Genomic DNA, 18,455 nt, shown 5'->3' on the forward strand with positions numbered 1-18,455 from the left:
CAGGATATTTATGAGCAAGAGTACTGCTGAGATCCGTCAAACGTTTCTCGATTTTTTCCATAGTAAGGGACACCAGGTTGTTGCCAGCAGCTCCCTCGTACCCCATAACGATCCGACGTTATTGTTTACTAACGCCGGGATGAACCAGTTTAAAGACGTTTTCCTTGGACAAGACAAGCGCAGCTACTCGCGTGCCACCACGTCGCAGCGTTGCGTGCGTGCCGGTGGTAAACATAATGACCTGGAAAACGTAGGCTATACTGCGCGTCACCATACTTTCTTTGAAATGCTGGGTAATTTCAGCTTCGGCGATTATTTCAAGAAAGAAGCGATTGCTTTTGCATGGGAGCTGCTGACGTCAGCGCAGTGGTTTAACCTGCCGAAAGAGCGCCTGTGGGTGACCGTGTACGAAACCGATGATGAAGCCTGGGATATTTGGGCCAACGAAATTGGCGTGCCCGCTGAGCGCATTATCCGTATCGGTGATAATAAAGGTGGCGCTTACGCTTCAGATAACTTCTGGCAGATGGGCGATACCGGACCATGCGGCCCGTGCAGCGAAATTTTCTACGATCATGGCGACCATATCTATGGCGGCCCGCCGGGCAGCCCGGAAGAAGATGGCGATCGCTATATCGAGATCTGGAATATCGTCTTTATGCAGTTTAACCGTCAGCCTGACGGTACGATGCTGCCGCTGCCTAAACCTTCTGTTGATACCGGCATGGGTTTGGAGCGTATTTCTGCGGTGCTGCAGCACGTTAACTCTAACTATGAAATCGATCTGTTCCAGAAGCTTATTGCTTCTGTGGCAGAGGTCACAGGCAGTACCGACCTCAGCAATAAATCGCTACGGGTTATTGCCGACCATATTCGTTCCTGTGCTTTCCTGATTGCCGATGGCGTAATCCCTTCAAATGAGAACCGTGGCTATGTGCTGCGTCGTATCATTCGTCGTGCGGTGCGTCATGGCAACATGCTGGGCGCTAAAGGTAGCTTCTTCTATAAGCTGGTTGGCCCGTTGATTGAAGTGATGGGCAGCGCTGGTGAAGATCTGCAACGCCAGCAGACACAGGTAGAGCAGATTCTTAAAACTGAAGAAGAGCAGTTTGCTAAAACGCTGGAGCGTGGTCTGGCGCTGCTGGATGAAGAGCTGGCGAATCTGCAGGGCGATACGCTGGATGGCGAAACCGTTTTCCGCCTGTACGATACCTTCGGCTTCCCGGCAGACCTGACGGCTGATGTGTGCCGTGAGCGTAATCTGAAAATTGATGAAGAAGGCTTTGAGCAGGCAATGGAGCGTCAGCGTCAGCGCGCTCGTGAAGCCAGCGGTTTTGGCGCTGACTACAGCAATGTTATCAGCATCGATTCCGCTTCATCTTTCAAGGGGTACGACAACCTTGCGTTAAAAGCCGCTATAACTGCCATCTATGTTAACGGCCAGCCGGCAGATGAAATCACCGCCGGAGAAGAAGGGGTGATTGTACTCGATGAGACGCCGTTCTATGGCGAATCAGGCGGGCAGGTAGGCGATACCGGCGTGCTGAAAGGGCTTAACGCTGAGTTTAACGTAAGCGATACGCAGAAATATGGTCAGGCTATTGGTCACACAGGCAAGCTGATCTCTGGTCACCTGCGCATTGGCGATCGACTGGATGCTCAGGTTGACGAGGCGCGTCGTGCGCGCATTCGCCTGAACCACTCAGCCACGCATCTGTTACATGCTGCGCTGCGTCAGGTTCTGGGAACGCACGTTGCTCAGAAAGGCTCGCTGGTAAACGATAAATATCTGCGATTCGATTTCTCGCACGCCGAGGCGATGAAGCCGCAGGAGATCCGTGAGGTTGAGGACATCGTTAACGCGCAGATCCGTCGTAACCTGCCGGTTGAGACCCATATCATGGATCTCGAAGAGGCCAAAGCGAACGGTGCAATGGCGCTGTTTGGCGAGAAATATGATGCGCGCGTGCGCGTACTCTCAATGGGCGACTTCTCGACCGAGCTGTGTGGCGGCACGCACGCCAGCCGCACGGGGGATATCGGTCTGTTCCGTATTACCTCTGAATCAGGCACGGCCGCAGGTATTCGTCGTATCGAGGCGATAACGGGCGAAGCGGCGCTGGCGCAGGTCAACGCGCAGGCTGAGCAATTGCATGATATCGCGCAGCTGGTTAAAGCCAACAGCAGTAATCTGAATGAAAAAGTGCGTGCTATGATCGATCACGCGCGCGCGCTGGAAAAAGAGTTGCAGCAGTTAAAAGATCAGCAGGCGGCTCAGGAAAGCGCTTCGCTGAGCAGCAAAGCCAAAGATATCAACGGTATAAAATTATTGGTCAATGAGCTGAGCAATGTCGATCCTAAACTGTTGCGAACCATGGTTGATGAGTTAAAAAATCAGCTGGGCTCGGCAGTGATCGTCCTGGCGACGGTAGCAGACGGGAAAGTTTCTCTGATTGCCGGTGTAACAAAAGATCTTACCGACCGTGTTAAAGCGGGCGAGCTGATTGGTGCGGTGGCGCAGCAGGTTGGCGGTAAAGGCGGTGGACGTCCGGATATGGCGCAGGCGGGTGGTACGGATGCACAGGCGCTGCCTGCTGCGCTGGCCAGCGTTGAGTCCTGGGTGTCTGCTAAACTGTAAGGGATAAAAAAGCAGTGCGGAAAGCGCCGTGGATAGCCTCCGCTGGCGCTTTTTAATGCAAACCGTACTCTGTAATAACAAAGTCAGGTTGCGGGTAATGATTTCGGCTAAACTAACTATCAGCAGAATGTATTAGCGTGACAAGATGCGTTGATGTATTTGTCATCATCTACGTTTAGCGCTATATGATGGATAATGCCGGGGACCCGACAGGCCCGACTCTTTTAATCTTTCAAGGAGCAAAGAATGCTTATTCTAACTCGTCGAGTTGGTGAAACCCTCATGATTGGCGATGAGGTGACGGTAACGGTACTGGGAGTGAAAGGTAATCAGGTTCGTATTGGTGTGAATGCGCCAAAAGAAGTTTCAGTACACCGTGAAGAAATCTATCAGCGTATCCAGGCTGAAAAGAGCCAACCACAGTAAAAGCTATACCGAATCCCGCGCCTCGCTCTCATTACCGCGAGGCGCAATGTTTTTCCCGCCCTGTTTTTTTCTCTGTTGTTTTCCCCTGATTGTGAACTGTCTCCTGTTTCGCTGTTGATAAATCACTCTTTTTGTCGGCAAAATACGCGAATTGCGTGGCTTTTGTGCAAACAAACATTTGTTGGGAAAAATTGTTTGACTTATAAGTGCGGGAAAGTAATATGTGCGCCACGCAGTGCCGATGAGCGGAAACAAAGTTCAGCAGCACAGTTCGCAAGAACGCGTAAGGTGAGATGGCCGAGAGGCTGAAGGCGCTCCCCTGCTAAGGGAGTATGCGGTCAAAAGCTGCATCGAGGGTTCGAATCCCTCTCTCACCGCCATTTAATGATGCATCCGTAGCTCAGCTGGATAGAGTACTCGGCTACGAACCGAGCGGTCGGAGGTTCGAATCCTCCCGGATGCACCATCTCCAGGAAGTAAAGCGATACAGTGTTAGCAGCCTGTGTCACGGTGAGTTGTCAGCACCCTGTGTTATACAAGAATTTGTAATGCATCCGTAGCTCAGCTGGATAGAGTACTCGGCTACGAACCGAGCGGTCGGAGGTTCGAATCCTCCCGGATGCACCATTTTCTCTGAAGCGTTAACGTCTTCTTTAGTATTTCCTCAGGTCAGTTGCAGTTCCCCCTGTTTTTCCGATGCATCCGTAGCTCAGCTGGATAGAGTACTCGGCTACGAACCGAGCGGTCGGAGGTTCGAATCCTCCCGGATGCACCATCTTCAGATTTTCTCCTCTGTTTATTCTCTGGTACTCCTCTTCACACTCTTGCGTTACCCTTTATTCTCTCGCATTACTTTTTATTCTCTCGCGTTACCTTACAAATTTTCCTGTTGCGTTTTCTCATTACCTTCTTTAGCGACCCCCGTACGACCTCATTCAGGTTCCTGAACTCTCTGACCTTTTTCTGATTCCTAAATTTCCCAATAGATTCAAAGCATTTGCTGTTCATTGCTACCGGCGACAACCCGCATACTTTACGTTAAAGTAAAGGGGCATTTATTCACAGCCGGGAGAGGATATGTACGATCGCTATGATGGTCTGATTTTTGATATGGACGGTACACTCCTCGATACCGAGACGACTCATCGTCAGGCCTGGGATCGAGTGCTGACGCGTTATGGTTTGTCGTTTGATGAACAGGCGATGATTGGGCTGAATGGCTCACCAACATGGCGTGTGGCGGAATTTATCATTGCCAGCCATCAGGCCGATCTGGATCCTTTCCAGCTGGCTGCTGAAAAAACAGCCGCCGTGAAAACCATGCTTTTTGACAGCGTTCGTACTTTACCGCTTATCGAGGTGGTGAAAGCTTATCACGGGCGCAAGCCTATGGCGGTGGGGACCGGCAGTGAACATGCAATGGCCGATGCTTTGTTGCAGCATCTGCATCTGCGTCATTATTTTGACGTTATCGTTGGTGCTGATGATGTAACGCGCCATAAACCTGAACCCGACACTTTTTTGCGCTGCGCTGCGTTAATGGGCGTGGATGCTGAAAAATGCGTGGTGTTTGAAGATGCCGACTTTGGCCTGCAGGCAGCGCAAGCCGCTGGTATGGCTGCGGTAGATGTTCGCTTATTGTGAATGACATTCTGAGTTACGGTTCGTTATTTGCCAGCAGTTTTTTGAGCGCCACGCTGCTACCGGGTAGCTCTGAGGTGCTGCTGGTTACGTTACTACTGGCAGGGAATTTGCCGGCATTAGGTCTGATTTGTGTCGCAGCCGTGGGGAACACGCTCGGCGGATTAACAAACGTTGTTATTGGTCGCTTACTGCCGCCAAAGCAGGGGCGATGGCATAACACAGCAATGGCGTGGTTGCGTCGGCTTGGTCCTGCAGCACTGTTATTCAGTTGGTTACCGCTGATTGGCGATCTGCTGTGTGTACTGGCTGGCTGGTTGCGTTTCTCATGGCTCCCGGTAGTGCTGTTTTTGGCTATTGGCAAGACTCTGCGTTACGTAGTGGTCGCGACCGCAACTTTACAGGGCATGGCGTGGTGGCATTGATTCCTTCAGGATCGGGGCTACGGTAAACATTATGCTAAACAAAAATAAATTATTCTCTGAGCGGGAGGTCACTTTGATCCCGGACGTATCACAGGCGCTTTCCTGGCTGGAAGCACATCCTGACGCCCTGAAAGGTATTGGTCGTGGCATTGAGCGTGAAACGCTGCGTGTCAGGCCAGACGGTAAACTCGCGACCACCGGTCATCCGGCGGATCTTGGCGCAGCGTTGACCCATAAATGGATTACCACTGATTTTGCTGAATCACTGCTTGAGTTTATTACACCCGTCGATCGCGATATCGATCATCTGCTGGCGTTTTTACGCGATATACATCGTCATGTCGCCCGCGAGTTAGGTGAAGAGCGTATGTGGCCTTTCAGTATGCCCTGCGTGATTGAAAACAGCGATGCTATCCAGCTGGCACAATATGGCAGCTCGAACATTGGACGTATGAAAACGCTCTATCGCGAAGGTCTGAAAAACCGCTACGGCGCGCTGATGCAGACTATTTCCGGCGTGCATTACAACTTCTCGCTACCGCTCTCTTTCTGGCAGGCGTGGGCTGGCGTTAAAGATATGGAAAGCGGCAAAGATGTCATCTCTGCCGGCTATTTACGCTTGATCCGTAACTATTATCGCTTTGGCTGGGTTATTCCCTATCTGTTTGGCGCTTCGCCTGCGGTTTGTTCTACTTTCCTGCAGGGGAAAGAGAGCAGCCTGCCGTTTGAGCGCAACGAGCGCGGTATGCTCTGGCTACCCTATGCTACCTCGCTGCGCTTAAGCGATTTGGGGTATACCAATAAATCGCAGAGCAATCTGGGCATTACGTTTAATACCCTGAACGGCTATGTCGAGGCGTTGAAAAAGGCGATTAAAACCCCTTCTGAAGAATATGCGCGTATGGGCGTAAAAGATGAAGAAGGGCGCTGGTTACAGCTTAATACCAACGTGCTGCAGATAGAAAACGAACTCTATGCGCCTATTCGTCCCAAACGCGTTACGCGTTCTGGCGAGGCGCCGTCTGATGCGCTGGCGCGCGGCGGCATTGAATATATTGAAGTGCGTTCGCTGGATATTAACCCTTTCTCACCGGTTGGTGTGGATGAAACGCAGGTGCGCTTCCTGGATCTGTTTCTGATCTGGTGTACGCTGGCAGACGCGCCGGAAATGAGCAGCGCTGAACTGCAATGCACGCGGCAAAACTGGAATCGCGTTATCCTTGAAGGTCGTAAGCCGGGTCAGACCATCGGCATAGGCTGTGAAGATACCCGCCAGCCGTTAACGATGGTGGGCAAAGCGCTGTTTGCCGACCTGAAACGCGTAGCGGAAGTTCTCGATAGCCAGTCGGGATCGCCAGATTACCAGCAGGTGTGCGATCGCCTGGTCGCCTCTTTTGACGATCCTGAGTTAACCTATTCTGCGCGCATCTTACAGACGATGCTGGATAACGGCATCAGCGGAACCGGGCTGGCGCTGGCCGAGCAGTATCGTCAGATGCTGACGGAAGAGCCGTTGCAGGTATTAACCGGGGAAGACTTCACTCAGGAAGCGATACGCTCACGTCATGCGCAGCAGGAGCTGGAAGCGGCAGATACCCTGAGTTTCGCTGAGTTTTTGGCGAGCAAGAAAGGATAGAAAAGAAAATGGCCACAATCACTGTGGCCAAACTAACATCTCTGTTGTCAGGGATGATGATAACAAATGCGCGTCTTTCACTTATTCAGACGCACGGCGAACAGAAAAGTTTCATCGTTCACAAAAAAATTTTTAGCTGAGGTAACGATATGCCATTACTGGACAGTTTTACCGTTGATCATACCCGTATGGCCGCGCCGGCAGTACGCGTCGCCAAAACCATGAATACGCCTCATGGCGATACCATCACGGTATTTGATCTGCGTTTCTGCGTACCCAATAAAGAAGTTATGCCGGAACGCGGTATCCACACGCTTGAGCATCTGTTCGCAGGCTTTATGCGTAACCACCTGAATGGCGACGGCGTAGAAATTATTGATATCTCTCCGATGGGATGCCGCACCGGCTTTTATATGAGCCTGATCGGTACGCCTTCCGAGCAGCGCGTAGCTGATTCATGGAAAGCGGCGATGAATGATGTGCTGAAGGTCAATGACCAGAATCAGATCCCGGAACTGAACGAATATCAGTGCGGGACCTATCAGATGCACTCGCTGGATGAGGCCAAAGATATTGCCCGTCACATCATTGAGCATGACGTACGCGTTAACCACAATGATGAACTGGCGCTGCCGCAGGATAAGCTGAAAGAGCTGGAAATTCACTAAGCGTAAAGCATAAAAAAGGGCCGCATTTGCGGCCCTTTTATTGGCGGCGAATCAGGAGCCAATACTGGATTGCAGCGGCTGTTGAGGCGTTACCCTTATCTGCTTCACCATATTGTCCTGCACATCAAGAATATCGATATCATAGTTATTTATCTGGATGCGCGTGCCTGCCTGCGGGATCTCTTCCAGCTCTTCCAGCAGCATGCCGTTAACCGTACGCGCCTCTTCCTGAGGTAAGTGCCAGTTAAATGCTTTATTGATTTCCCGCACGTTAGCCGTGCCTTCAATCAACACCGAACCATCGCTTTGCGGCATCACTTCTTCAGCCAGTGAAGGAGACATAGAGGTTGTAAAATCACCTACAATCTCTTCCAGAATATCTTCGATGGTAACCAGTCCCTTGATATCGCCATACTCGTCCACCACCAGCCCAACTTTCTTCTTGTTGCGCTGAAATTTAACCAGCTGCACGTTAAGCGGCGTGCCTTCCGGCACGTAGTAAATTTCATCAGCAGCGCGCAGCAGGTTCTCTTTGGTGAACTCTTTTTTCTCGGTCATCATGCGCCACGCTTCGCGTACGCGCAGCATAGCCACGGCGTCGTCCAGCGAGTCACGATATAATACGATGCGTCCATGAGGAGAGTGGGAAACCTGGCGTTCAATGGATTTCCACTCATCGTTGATATTGATGCCGACGATTTCATTCCGCGGCACCATGATGTCATCCACGCTCACCTTTTCCAGATCCAGCACCGACAGCAGCATCTCCTGGTGACGGCGCGACATAAGCGAGCGGGATTCATACACAATGGTGCGCAGCTCATCTTTATTCAACGCTGAACTGATTGAACCGTCCGATTTGATGCCAATCATACGCATCAGCAGGCGGGTAATGGTATTTAGCAGCCATACCAGCGGCATCATGATAATTTGCAGCGGGCCAAGCAGCAGGCTGCTGGGATAGGCAACTTTTTCCGGATAAAGCGCGGCAATGGTTTTTGGCAGAACTTCCGCGAAAATCAATACCGCAAAAGTCAGTATGCCGGTGGCAATGGCGACGCCTGCGTTACCATACAGGCGCATCCCAACGATAGTGGCGAGCGCTGAGGCGAGGATGTTGACCAGGTTGTTGCCGATCAGCACCAGGCTTATCAAACGGTCTGGTCGTCGCAGTAATTTCTCCACGCGACGTGCGCTGCGGTTGCCGTTTTTCGCTTTATGGCGCAGCCGGTAGCGGTTAAGGGTCATTATGCCGGTCTCGGAACCGGAAAAGTAAGCCGAGACCAGAATCATCACGACCAGCGTAATAATCAGTGTGGTGGTTGAAACGTGTTCCAACGCGAAATCCTTTTATCAATCAGTGAGTGAGCAGATGCTGTAGTACGCGGCTGCCGAAGTAAGACATGGTCAACAACAGCGCACCACCACAGTTAAACCAGACGACGCGGCGTCCACGCCAGCCTTCATGATAGTGTCCCCAGAGCAAAACGATATAAACAAACCAGGCCAGAATCGACAGCACGGCTTTATCCACGTTTTCGGGGGAAAAGAGATTATCCATATAAAACAGGCCAGTACAGAGTACCAGCGTCAGCAATACGACGCCAACCTGCGTGATATGAAACATTTTGCGCTCGATGGTCATCAGCGGCGGTACATCGTTACTGAAGGCTAAGCGCTTATTTTTCAGCTGGTAATCGATCCAGGCCAGCTGCAGCGCGTAGAGTGCGGCGATAATCAGCGTGGCATAGGCAAAAAGCGCCAGCCCGATATGGATCATCATGCCAGGTGTGGTTTCCAGATGCGTAATAAACGCATTCGGCACGAAGGTCGCAAAGGCGAGATTGATAAGCGCAAAGCTATAAACAATCGGCAGCAGCAGCCAGCCACGATTACGCGAAGCGACAATGGTCATGATGATGCAGATCAGTAAACTTACCAGCGAACCAATGTTCAGCAGGCTAAGGTTTTGAGCGCCATTAACGAAGATGCGCTGCTGAAGCGCCACCGCATGCGCCGCCAACGCCAGCGTTGCCGACAGAACGGCCATGCGTCGCCAGGCGCCGTTATTCCGCAGCAGGCTGGGAATGATCAGAGCAAGGCTAAATGAGTAGGCAAAGAGCGCCAGAATCGCGAAAGCAGACATAGAATGGTCAAATATCGGAAAGATGAAGAAAAACGCAGTATAGCGCCAGCCGGAGTTTGCTCCAAACGTTCTCATTGTGGATTGCAGAGATCGCCAATGCTTCGTGTTATAATCCACCACATTGTGTCGCCCAGGCGGCTCTGTTTTATCTTGAGCGAGAGACAATGTTTGATAATTTAACCGATCGATTGTCGCAAACCCTGCGCAATATCAGCGGCCGCGGAAGGCTGACCGAAGAAAACGTCAAAGAAACCCTGCGTGAAGTGCGCATGGCGCTGCTGGAGGCGGACGTTGCGCTGCCGGTAGTGCGTGAATTTATTAACCGCGTAAAAGAGCGCGCGGTTGGGCACGAAGTGAATAAAAGCCTGACGCCGGGTCAGGAGTTTATCAAAATTGTGCGTAATGAGCTGGTTGAGGCGATGGGATCGGAAAACCATGCCCTTAACCTCGCCGCGCAGCCGCCAGCCGTGGTGCTGATGGCCGGCCTGCAGGGTGCGGGTAAAACCACCAGCGTTGGTAAGCTCGGTAAGTTCCTGCGTGAAAAGCACAAGAAAAAAGTGCTGGTTGTTTCTGCCGACGTCTATCGTCCGGCGGCGATCAAGCAGCTGGAAACGCTGGCACAGCAGGTAGGCGTGGATTTTTGCCCGTCTGACCTGAGCCAGAAGCCGGTTGATATCGTTAACAACGCGCTAAAAGAAGCAAAGCTTAAATTCTACGATGTGCTGCTGGTGGATACCGCCGGCCGTCTGCACGTAGATGAAGCTATGATGGATGAGATCAAACAGGTACACGCCGCGATTAATCCGGTGGAGACGCTGTTTGTGGTCGATGCCATGACCGGTCAGGATGCGGCAAACACGGCGAAGGCGTTTAACGAAGCGCTGCCGTTAACCGGCGTTATTTTGACCAAGGTCGACGGTGATGCTCGCGGCGGTGCGGCGCTCTCTATTCGTCATATCACCGGCAAGCCGATTAAGTTTATGGGCGTCGGTGAAAAGACCGAAGCGCTGGAGCCGTTTTATCCCGATCGTCTGGCGTCACGTATCCTCGGCATGGGCGACGTACTGTCGCTTATCGAAGATATTGAAAGCAAAGTCGATCGTGCCCAGGCAGAAAAACTGGCGAACAAGCTGAAGAAAGGCGACGGCTTTGACCTGAATGACTTTCTGGAACAGCTAAAACAGATGCGCAATATGGGCGGTATGGCCAGCCTGATGGGAAAACTTCCCGGAATGGGGCAACTGCCGGATAACGTTAAGTCGCAGATGGATGACAAAGTACTGGTGCGCATGGAGGCGATGATCAACTCCATGACGCGCAAAGAGCGTGAAAAACCTGAGATTATCAAGGGGTCACGCAAGCGTCGTATCGCCGCAGGTTCCGGTATGCAGGTGCAGGATGTCAACCGTATGCTCAAGCAATTCGACGATATGCAGCGCATGATGAAAAAGATGAAAAAGGGCGGCATGTCAAAAATGCTGCGCGGAATGAAGGGCATGATGCCACCGGGCTTTCCGGGGCGTTAAGCCGTTCCAATGTAAAGTCCCGACAGCTTGCTCACTTTAGATTGCTTTTTGCGCCAAAATGAGTAAAATTTTCGGGCTTTTTATACGACACCCGGGCCCCGTTCCTCGATGGGGCCCGGTTGTTTTATTAACTGAAGAGGATGTTATGGTAACAATTCGTTTGGCACGTCACGGCGCGAAAAAGCGTCCGTTCTATCAGGTTGTCGTTACTGACAGCCGCAACGCACGCAATGGTCGTTTCATTGAGCGTGTAGGCTTCTTCAACCCGATCGCATCTGGTCAGGCTGAAGCACTGCGTCTGGACCTGGACCGTATTGAGCACTGGGTTGGCCAGGGCGCTACGCTGTCCGATCGCGTTAACGCGCTGATCAAAGAAGCTAAAAAAGCAGCTTAATCTGTCACGGTGGTTAGCATGAGCAAACAACTCGCCACACAGCCTCCCGTTAATCCCGTTACGTTGGGAAAAATGGGAGCGGCCTACGGCATTCGGGGTTGGCTCAAAGTGTTTTCTTCCACCGAAGATGCCGACAGCATCTTTGACTACCAGCCCTGGTTCATTCAACGCGCCGGTAAATGGCAGCAGATTGAGCTGGAAAGCTGGAAGCACCACAATCAGGACATCATCATCAAAGTCAAAGGCATTGATGATCGTGATGCGGCGGCTCAGTTGACTAACTGTGAAATTTTAGTCGACTCCACGCAGTTGCCGAAGCTGGAAGAGGGTGATTACTACTGGAAAGACCTCATGGGTTGCAAAGTAGTTACCGTTGACGGCTATGAAATGGGAAAAGTCATTGATTTGATGGAAACCGGCTCAAACGACGTACTGGTCGTGCAGGCAAACCTGAAAGATGCGTTCGGTGTGAAAGAGCGGTTAATTCCGTTTCTTGATGAACAGGTTATCAAGAAAGTCGATCTCACTACCGGCACCATTGAAGTAGATTGGGATCCTGGTTTTTGACCTCCGAACAAAACGGTAATCCAACGGCGTGCTCTATGTGGATTGGTGTAATTAGCCTGTTTCCAGAGATGTTTCGCGCTATTACCGACTACGGGGTAACTGGCCGGGCAGTAAAAAATGGCCTGCTCAGCGTCCAAAGCTGGAGTCCGCGTGACTTCACGCATGACCGGCATCGCACCGTGGACGATCGTCCTTATGGCGGCGGTCCGGGGATGTTGATGATGGTACAACCCTTACGGGATGCCATCCACGCAGCGAAAGCGGCGGCGGGAGAGGGCGCTAAGGTGATTTATCTGTCACCTCAGGGGCGCAAGCTCGATCAAGATGGAGTTTGCGAACTGGCAACGCAGCAGAAGTTAATTCTGGTTTGCGGACGCTACGAAGGGATCGATGAGCGCGTGATCCAGACTGAAATCGATGAAGAATGGTCGATTGGGGATTACGTACTCAGCGGTGGAGAGTTGCCAGCGATGACGTTGATTGATTCAGTTGCCCGGTTTATACCTGGTGTGCTGGGCAAACAGGCGTCAGCCGAAGAAGATTCGTTTTCTGAAGGTTTGCTGGACTGTCCGCATTATACCCGCCCTGAAGTGTTGGAAGGGCTGGAGGTTCCGCCAGTATTACTGTCGGGCAACCATGCTGAAATTCGCCGTTGGCGCCTGAAACAGTCGCTTGGCCGTACCTGGCTTAGAAGACCTGAACTTCTGGAAAACCTGGCTCTGACTGAAGAGCAAGCAAAGTTGCTTAGCGAGTTCCAGCAGGAATTCAGCGCGCAACAAAACTATGATGCGGAAGGCTAGCCTTCCGATAAGATCAGTTTACCCAGGATAAGAGATTTAATTATGAGCAACATTATCAAGCAAATCGAACAAGAGCAGATGAAGCAGGACGTACCTTCTTTCCGTCCGGGTGATTCCGTGGAAGTGAAAGTATGGGTCGTTGAAGGTTCTAAAAAGCGTCTGCAGGCATTCGAGGGCGTGGTTATCGCTATTCGTAACCGCGGTCTGCACTCTGCATTCACTGTTCGCAAAATTTCCAATGGCGAAGGTGTTGAGCGTGTATTCCAGACTCACTCACCGGTCATTGACAGCATCACCGTGAAACGTCGTGGTGCCGTGCGTAAAGCGAAACTGTACTACCTGCGTGAGCGTACTGGTAAAGCAGCTCGTATCAAAGAGCGCCTTAACTAAGAGCTCGCGTAAGCGACATCTTAAAGTTAATAGCAATAAAGGGGTTAGCATCAAGCTAGCCCCTTTTTTTATGCGCAAAAAAGTGTGGCTCTTTAGCCAGCTTCGCTAATTCATTGCGCCAGCCGACAGTTGTATAAAAAATGTCATAAACGGCGGAACCTCTTATGCCCGCAGTCTACACAAAGGGAATCGTGTATTAGTTGTACTGATGTTCTTTTCACCAGATTAAACACGAGTTTGAACTAACAACCTTCAGCAATCGGCGTGGCGATGACCTTATCGCAACCGAATCCTTGTTGATTTAACTCTGGAGTCTATCGAACATGACTAACGGCATTCAGCGTCAACCGGCGGTGCAAAATTTTTCCCGTCCAATCAATAACCAGACCGATGCTGCAGGCAGCAGCCAGACACAGGGCGTGCGTAGCCACGGGGCCAGCGCTGCCGGGCATGCAGGCACTGTAACGGCAGCAGGAGGCGTTGATGCACAACGCCAGAAGAACATCACCGAATTGAAAAACCTGATGAAGGAATTTTTCACCGCCGGTGAAGGAATGGAAGCGCTGATTGATTCGCGCGCCACCGAACTGCACGAAATGGGTTATAACCCGGACAGCGCCCGCAGCGTACTGACGAAAGGCAAGAAGCTTGATGCTGCTACCGATGCAGCTCTGGGCGCGCTGGGCGCGGTTGCCTTTGCAACCTCCTCTTTTCCGGCAGAAGCACTGGCAAAAGTAGCGAACAACTACTTTGGTTTTCCCCCAGGCACGCTGACCGCTGAGGCGGTTAACGGTGCCATCGGCGGAGGCACGGCCATGGTACTGAAATCATTCTGGGACAAGGTATCGGCCAATGCGCAGCATGATGCGAAATGGATGGATGCCAATATGGATAAACTGGAGCCGGCAATGCAGGAAACGGTCAAACATCGCGAAGGATTGGGCCACAATATGAAACAGGCACTATTGGGCGGAACCGGTTATAACGCGCGCAATGTGATTACCGGCACGGTAGCAGCCAGCGTAGCCGGGCTGTCAGAGAAACAGATCTATGCAGCTAATACAGCAACCAGTACGCCGCTGACCGTGGCGGCGGGCGCTCTTAGCGGGTACGTACAGAACAAAGCAAATAATCTGCATGGTCCTGAGTTTCTGCTGGGACGCACCGACTGGAAAGAGCGCTTCAGGCAGCTTGATGACACTCAGGTTATGGATCAGGTTGTAAAGGGCGGCGCAAAACGGTTAGCGGACGCTGCGCAGGGTTTGGTTTCTCCACGCCAACTCACCAAAGGCGGCATGAATATTTTGTCAGGCAATATGGTTGCCGAAACGATGGCGCTTGGCGCTGGTCTGGCGGGCGTGAATAGTCTGCGCAATATGACCCGTCATGCAATGGAGAAAGAGACGGGCAATATTAACGTGCAGCAGGCAGTCGAGCAGTTGGTTAACCTTTTTGGTGCTGCCGCTGCTTATGCCGGTCAGGGCGTCGCGGGAACCATCGCCGGTAAGCCCGTCGACACCAATGAGCAGGCGATAGACAGCTTCTTTGATAAGCATCCCGCGCTGGATATCAATAATAGCCGACGCAAGGATAACGCCGCTGAAAACGCGGCAACCGGTAATCCGCTAACGGCAAGCGCGTCAGGGCAGGGCGGAACAGCGGCTACCGACAATGATAACGCGCCAGCCGATCAGACAGTGGATATTCCTTTGCGCCCGCTAACCCAGTCAGGTAATCAGGCGACCGCTTCCTCTTCACGAGCCGATAACGCATCCCAGCAAAGCCTTGATAGCGCTTTTGTCGCCCGTCCAAAAAGTGCCAGCAGTCAGGAAAGCTTTCAGTCAGCCATTAGCAGAGCAAGTTCTCCTGAGGAGTTAAGCGCGCTTCAGGCACAGCAAAAAATTGCCGCAGCGTCAGGTGAATGGCCGTTAAAAAATACGTGATGAGCAGGCGGGCAGCTTTAAACGCTTGCTCTGCCAGTTAAAAGTTAAACAGGATAGCGGCAGATAAGAAATGGCGCGCGTCCGGTCAGGGATGACCTATAACGTAACCGCAGGATGACCCGTGATGAAATCTTCGCGCCGCAAATGATAGATCGCGGCGGTAACAGGCCCGCTGTCCAACACGATCAGCCCATAACGCAGAGCGATTAACTGTGCGCCACAGCTAATCGCCACCGCCCTGCTGGGCGCGTTGGCTTCAGCGGCTAAAATTTCAATGACGTTAATTTCAGGGCGACGAAAACCCTCTCTGGCCAGCTGCATCACAGCCTGACGGGCGATGCCTTTGCGTTGTTCTTTCTGACGTACCCAATAGCCTATAGCGCAGTGTTCACCAGGCGTTTGCCCATAGCGAATTCCGGCAGCGCCCAGAAAACGATGATCGCTGACGGCAAAAATTCCCATTTCATTTGCTTCGCCTTGTTCCCGTTGACGATCGATCAGGCGGAACCATTCAATAGCTTCATCAGGCTGATAATTCTCATGCGCCCAGGACATCCATGGTTTTAGCGAAGAGAGCGACTCATTAATTGCCGCTGCGTAGTCAGCGGCATCCGTGGCCAGCATCGGCCGTAAATAAATTTCCATGTAGTCTCCGTAGAAGCATTTACTCAATAGCCAGCGGAAAAGAGAGCGTTATAAGGGCTTGTTAAAAAAAGTATTGTTGCTTAATTTCTCGCTAATAGCCTGGAGCGGCTTAACATTTCTTAAAGAACATGAACAACTGATATGTAAACTTTATTTTACATGATGGGTTTGAGGTTTGTCGTTGGCTTTCATGTATAAAATCATATTATTCATATGTTTATATTTATAAATTTGGCGCGTGGATTATTCTAGTAAAAAAAGATATACACATCGGTGATGGTCTGTATTTCCTGTGTTACATTATTTGCTCACCGCAATGACGAAAAGGCCAGAAAGAGGATCGCCAACATGCAAAAAGACGCGCTGAATAATGTCCATATCACAGAAGAACAGATTTTGATCACCCCGGAACAGCTGAAACAAAAGTTTCCGCTGAACGCCGAGCTAGAGGCTCAGGTTGCTGTGGCACGTCAGACCATCTCTGACATTATTGCCGGCCGGGATCATCGTCTGTTAGTGGTATGCGGCCCCTGTTCTGTCCACGATCCGGAAGCAGCGCTCGCTTATGCTCGTCAGTTAAAAGATCTTTCTGAGCAGTTGAAGGATCAGCTCTATATCGTCATGCGCGTCTATTTTGAAAAACCTCGCACTACCGTTGGCTGGAAAGGATTAATCAACGATCCCTGTATGGATAACTCTTTTGACGTGGAAGCGGGCTTACATATTGCCCGGCAGCTGCTGGTGAATCTGGTTGAAATGGGATTACCGCTGGCCACTGAAGCGCTGGATCCCAACAGCCCTCAATACCTGGGCGATCTTTTTAGCTGGTCAGCTATCGGTGCGCGTACCACAGAATCACAAACGCATCGTGAAATGGCTTCCGGGCTGTCAATGCCGGTTGGCTTTAAGAACGGCACGGACGGTAGCCTGGGCACTGCTATTAACGCCATGCGCGCCGCAGCCATGCCGCACCGTTTCGTTGGCATCAATCAGGCCGGTCAGGTTTGCCTGCTTCAGACACAGGGCAACCCGGACGGGCACGTTATTTTACGTGGCGGCAAAACCCCAAACTATAGCCCGGCGGATGTTGAGCAGTGCGAAAACGAGATGTTGAAAGCGGGATTACGTCCGGCGCTGATGATAGATTGCAGTCACGGCAATTCAAATAAAGACTATCGCCGCCAGCCTGGCGTTGCTGAATCCGCCGTTGCGCAAATCAGGGACGGCAACCGTTCCATTATCGGCCTGATGCTGGAAAGCCATATTCATGAAGGCAGCCAGTCCTCTGAGCAGCCTCGCAGTGAGATGCGTTATGGTGTATCGGTTACCGATGCCTGTATGAGCTGGGAAACTACCGCGCAGCTGTTACAACGTATTCATCGGGAGCTCAGCGGCGTACTGGCGGCGCGTTTGTCACAGGAGAGTTAAAAAGAGATGGTGGCTGAACTCAACGCGCTGCGTGATCAGATTGATGAGGTAGATAAGGCATTGCTCGATTTACTGGCTAAACGGCTGCAGCTGGTGGCCGAAGTCGGGGAAGTAAAAAGCCGCTATGGCTTGCCGATCTATGTGCCTGAGCGTGAAGCAAGCATGCTGGCTTCGCGTCGTAAAGAGGCGGAGGCGCTCGGTGTGCCGCCGGACTTGATTGAAGATATATTGCGTCGCGTCATGCGGGAATCCTATTCCAGCGAAAATGATAAAGGCTTCAAGACGCTCTGTCCTGAACTGCGTCCGGTAATTATCGTCGGCGGTAAAGGACGTATGGGGCAGCTGTTTGAGAAGATGCTAACGCTCTCCGGCTATCAGGTCAAAATCCTCGATAAAGAGGAGTGGGAACAGGCGCCGTCGTTATTGCAGGATGCGGGGATGGTTATCGTTAGCGTGCCCATCCATCTGACAGAACAGGTGATCGCCCGGCTGCCTCCGTTACCGGACGATTGCATATTGGTGGATATCGCCTCGGTAAAAAATCGGCCATTACAGGCGATGCTGGCGGCGCATTCGGGGCCGGTATTAGGGCTGCATCCCATGTTTGGCCCCGACAGCGGCAGCCTGGCGAAGCAGGTTGTGGTGTGGTGTGATGGTCGTCAGCCAGAGGCTTATCAGTGGTTTCTGGAGCAAATCCAGGTGTGGGGCGCGCGGCTACATCGCATCAGCGCCGCTGAGCACGATCAGAACATGGCCTTTATACAGGCGCTGCGTCACTTTGCTACCTTTGCTTACGGCTTACATCTTGCTGAGGAAAATGTTCAGCTTGAGCAGTTACTGGCACTTTCGTCGCCAATTTACCGGCTGGAGCTGGCAATGGTGGGGCGGCTGTTTGCACAGGATCCGCAGCTTTATGCCGATATCATTATGTCTTCAGAAAGTAATCTGGCGTTGATTAAGCGTTACTATCAGCGTTTCGGTGAAGCCATTGCGTTACTGGAACGGAGCGATAAACAGGGCTTTATTGATAGCTTCCGTAAAGTCGAACAGTGGTTTGGCGATTATGCACCGCGCTTTATGCTGGAAAGCCGTTCGCTGCTGCGTTCGGCTAATGATAATCGGGTGTAGCCTGCGGAAGGTGTAATCCACGTAAAATTAAAGCCCGTTCTGACAACGGGCTTT

General features: G+C 51.8%; 17 protein-coding genes and 4 tRNA genes. 18 read left to right on the forward strand and 3 right to left on the reverse strand.

All coding sequences use genetic code 11. The annotated features are described in order from the left end of the window. Positions 1 to 10: 10 nt before the first annotated feature. The 10 genes from alaS (at position 11) to luxS (ending at position 7,434) form a co-directional block, all read left to right on the forward strand. Positions 11 to 2,638: an alanine--tRNA ligase gene (gene alaS / locus ACQE3Y_RS15600; RefSeq protein ID WP_426973722.1), complete on the forward strand. Its 2,628-nt coding sequence runs from the start codon at positions 11 to 13 to the stop codon at positions 2,636 to 2,638. Between the two features lie 246 nt (positions 2,639 to 2,884). Then, positions 2,885 to 3,064 carry a carbon storage regulator CsrA gene (csrA, locus tag ACQE3Y_RS15605; RefSeq protein WP_038624529.1) on the forward strand — a complete coding sequence of 60 codons (180 nt, stop codon included), beginning with the start codon at positions 2,885 to 2,887 and terminating at the stop codon, positions 3,062 to 3,064. 287 nt (positions 3,065 to 3,351) lie between these two features. Further along, positions 3,352 to 3,444: transfer RNA gene (locus tag ACQE3Y_RS15610), tRNA-Ser, on the forward strand. A gap of 9 nt (positions 3,445 to 3,453) precedes the next feature. After that, positions 3,454 to 3,530 (forward strand) — tRNA-Arg (locus ACQE3Y_RS15615). A gap of 84 nt (positions 3,531 to 3,614) precedes the next feature. After that, positions 3,615 to 3,691: transfer RNA gene (locus ACQE3Y_RS15620), tRNA-Arg, on the forward strand. Positions 3,692 to 3,762: 71 nt separating this feature from the next. Further along, a tRNA-Arg gene (locus ACQE3Y_RS15625) sits at positions 3,763 to 3,839 on the forward strand. Between the two features lie 302 nt (positions 3,840 to 4,141). Further along, positions 4,142 to 4,708, forward strand: a complete 567-nt coding sequence (gene yqaB, locus ACQE3Y_RS15630; RefSeq protein ID WP_426982037.1) for a fructose-1-phosphate/6-phosphogluconate phosphatase — start codon at positions 4,142 to 4,144, stop codon at positions 4,706 to 4,708. After that, positions 4,705 to 5,130 carry a YqaA family protein gene (locus ACQE3Y_RS15635; protein WP_250650724.1) on the forward strand — a complete coding sequence of 142 codons (426 nt, stop codon included), beginning with the start codon at positions 4,705 to 4,707 and terminating at the stop codon, positions 5,128 to 5,130. The genes yqaB and ACQE3Y_RS15635 overlap by 4 nt, the downstream gene beginning before the upstream one ends. A 31-nt stretch (positions 5,131 to 5,161) precedes the next feature. Further along, complete coding sequence (gene gshA, locus ACQE3Y_RS15640) at positions 5,162 to 6,766, forward strand: glutamate--cysteine ligase (RefSeq protein WP_426973724.1); 1,605 nt, start codon at positions 5,162 to 5,164, stop codon at positions 6,764 to 6,766. A 149-nt stretch (positions 6,767 to 6,915) separates the two neighbouring features. After that, complete coding sequence (gene luxS, locus ACQE3Y_RS15645; RefSeq protein ID WP_085070468.1) at positions 6,916 to 7,434, forward strand: S-ribosylhomocysteine lyase; 519 nt, start codon at positions 6,916 to 6,918, stop codon at positions 7,432 to 7,434. 51 nt (positions 7,435 to 7,485) lie between these two features. Here the strand turns inward: luxS and ACQE3Y_RS15650 are convergent, their stop codons facing one another. After that, positions 7,486 to 8,772 carry an HlyC/CorC family transporter gene (locus tag ACQE3Y_RS15650; protein ID WP_426973725.1) on the reverse strand — a complete coding sequence of 429 codons (1,287 nt, stop codon included), beginning with the start codon at positions 8,770 to 8,772 and terminating at the stop codon, positions 7,486 to 7,488. A 19-nt stretch (positions 8,773 to 8,791) separates the two neighbouring features. Then, positions 8,792 to 9,580 (reverse strand): cytochrome C assembly family protein, encoded by a 789-nt coding sequence (locus ACQE3Y_RS15655; protein WP_085072295.1) that lies wholly within the window; start codon positions 9,578 to 9,580, stop codon positions 8,792 to 8,794. A 164-nt stretch (positions 9,581 to 9,744) separates the two neighbouring features. Here ACQE3Y_RS15655 and ffh point away from each other — a divergent pair, with 164 nt between their 5' ends. The 6 genes from ffh (at position 9,745) to ACQE3Y_RS15685 (ending at position 15,200) form a co-directional block, all read left to right on the forward strand. After that, positions 9,745 to 11,106: a signal recognition particle protein gene (gene ffh, locus ACQE3Y_RS15660; RefSeq protein WP_085070472.1), complete on the forward strand. Its 1,362-nt coding sequence runs from the start codon at positions 9,745 to 9,747 to the stop codon at positions 11,104 to 11,106. A gap of 145 nt (positions 11,107 to 11,251) precedes the next feature. Then, a complete protein-coding gene (gene rpsP, locus ACQE3Y_RS15665) occupies positions 11,252 to 11,500 on the forward strand; it encodes a 30S ribosomal protein S16 (protein WP_033739514.1) in 249 nt (82 codons plus the stop codon). An 18-nt stretch (positions 11,501 to 11,518) separates the two neighbouring features. Beyond that, positions 11,519 to 12,067, forward strand: a complete 549-nt coding sequence (rimM, locus tag ACQE3Y_RS15670; RefSeq protein WP_085070474.1) for a ribosome maturation factor RimM — start codon at positions 11,519 to 11,521, stop codon at positions 12,065 to 12,067. 35 nt (positions 12,068 to 12,102) lie between these two features. After that, positions 12,103 to 12,867 (forward strand): tRNA (guanosine(37)-N1)-methyltransferase TrmD, encoded by a 765-nt coding sequence (gene trmD, locus ACQE3Y_RS15675; RefSeq protein WP_085070476.1) that lies wholly within the window; start codon positions 12,103 to 12,105, stop codon positions 12,865 to 12,867. A 42-nt stretch (positions 12,868 to 12,909) separates the two neighbouring features. Next, positions 12,910 to 13,257, forward strand: a complete 348-nt coding sequence (gene rplS / locus ACQE3Y_RS15680) for a 50S ribosomal protein L19 (protein ID WP_085070477.1) — start codon at positions 12,910 to 12,912, stop codon at positions 13,255 to 13,257. A gap of 323 nt (positions 13,258 to 13,580) precedes the next feature. Next, positions 13,581 to 15,200 (forward strand): hypothetical protein, encoded by a 1,620-nt coding sequence (locus ACQE3Y_RS15685; protein ID WP_426982038.1) that lies wholly within the window; start codon positions 13,581 to 13,583, stop codon positions 15,198 to 15,200. Between the two features lie 96 nt (positions 15,201 to 15,296). Here the strand turns inward: ACQE3Y_RS15685 and ACQE3Y_RS15690 are convergent, their stop codons facing one another. After that, complete coding sequence (locus ACQE3Y_RS15690) at positions 15,297 to 15,845, reverse strand: GNAT family N-acetyltransferase (protein ID WP_426973727.1); 549 nt, start codon at positions 15,843 to 15,845, stop codon at positions 15,297 to 15,299. Positions 15,846 to 16,193: 348 nt separating this feature from the next. Between ACQE3Y_RS15690 and ACQE3Y_RS15695 the strand changes: the two genes are divergently transcribed. Beyond that, positions 16,194 to 17,273 carry a 3-deoxy-7-phosphoheptulonate synthase gene (locus ACQE3Y_RS15695; protein WP_426982039.1) on the forward strand — a complete coding sequence of 360 codons (1,080 nt, stop codon included), beginning with the start codon at positions 16,194 to 16,196 and terminating at the stop codon, positions 17,271 to 17,273. Between the two features lie 6 nt (positions 17,274 to 17,279). After that, positions 17,280 to 18,401, forward strand: a complete 1,122-nt coding sequence (tyrA, locus tag ACQE3Y_RS15700) for a bifunctional chorismate mutase/prephenate dehydrogenase (protein ID WP_426982040.1) — start codon at positions 17,280 to 17,282, stop codon at positions 18,399 to 18,401. The last annotated feature ends 54 nt before the right edge of the window (positions 18,402 to 18,455 follow it).

Origin of the sequence: Pantoea sp. FN0305 (assembly GCF_050113845.1) — a bacterium.
Taxonomy (GTDB): Bacteria; Pseudomonadota; Gammaproteobacteria; order Enterobacterales; family Enterobacteriaceae; genus Mixta; species Mixta alhagi.

Bases quoted from the DNA above. Each gene is read 5' to 3' on its own strand.
- rimM (WP_085070474.1), top strand. From the start codon at position 11,519: ATGAGCAAACAACTCGCCACACAGCCTCCCGTTAATCCCGTTACGTTG.
- ACQE3Y_RS15690 (WP_426973727.1), bottom strand. From the start codon at position 15,845: ATGGAAATTTATTTACGGCCGATGCTGGCCACGGATGCCGCTGACTAC.
- gshA (WP_426973724.1), top strand. From the start codon at position 5,162: ATGCTAAACAAAAATAAATTATTCTCTGAGCGGGAGGTCACTTTGATC.
- trmD (WP_085070476.1), top strand. From the start codon at position 12,103: ATGTGGATTGGTGTAATTAGCCTGTTTCCAGAGATGTTTCGCGCTATT.
- ACQE3Y_RS15695 (WP_426982039.1), top strand. From the start codon at position 16,194: ATGCAAAAAGACGCGCTGAATAATGTCCATATCACAGAAGAACAGATT.
- ACQE3Y_RS15655 (WP_085072295.1), bottom strand. From the start codon at position 9,580: ATGTCTGCTTTCGCGATTCTGGCGCTCTTTGCCTACTCATTTAGCCTT.
- ACQE3Y_RS15685 (WP_426982038.1), top strand. From the start codon at position 13,581: ATGACTAACGGCATTCAGCGTCAACCGGCGGTGCAAAATTTTTCCCGT.
- rpsP (WP_033739514.1), top strand. From the start codon at position 11,252: ATGGTAACAATTCGTTTGGCACGTCACGGCGCGAAAAAGCGTCCGTTC.
- tyrA (WP_426982040.1), top strand. From the start codon at position 17,280: ATGGTGGCTGAACTCAACGCGCTGCGTGATCAGATTGATGAGGTAGAT.
- luxS (WP_085070468.1), top strand. From the start codon at position 6,916: ATGCCATTACTGGACAGTTTTACCGTTGATCATACCCGTATGGCCGCG.
- csrA (WP_038624529.1), top strand. From the start codon at position 2,885: ATGCTTATTCTAACTCGTCGAGTTGGTGAAACCCTCATGATTGGCGAT.
- rplS (WP_085070477.1), top strand. From the start codon at position 12,910: ATGAGCAACATTATCAAGCAAATCGAACAAGAGCAGATGAAGCAGGAC.
- alaS (WP_426973722.1), top strand. From the start codon at position 11: ATGAGCAAGAGTACTGCTGAGATCCGTCAAACGTTTCTCGATTTTTTC.
- yqaB (WP_426982037.1), top strand. From the start codon at position 4,142: ATGTACGATCGCTATGATGGTCTGATTTTTGATATGGACGGTACACTC.
- ffh (WP_085070472.1), top strand. From the start codon at position 9,745: ATGTTTGATAATTTAACCGATCGATTGTCGCAAACCCTGCGCAATATC.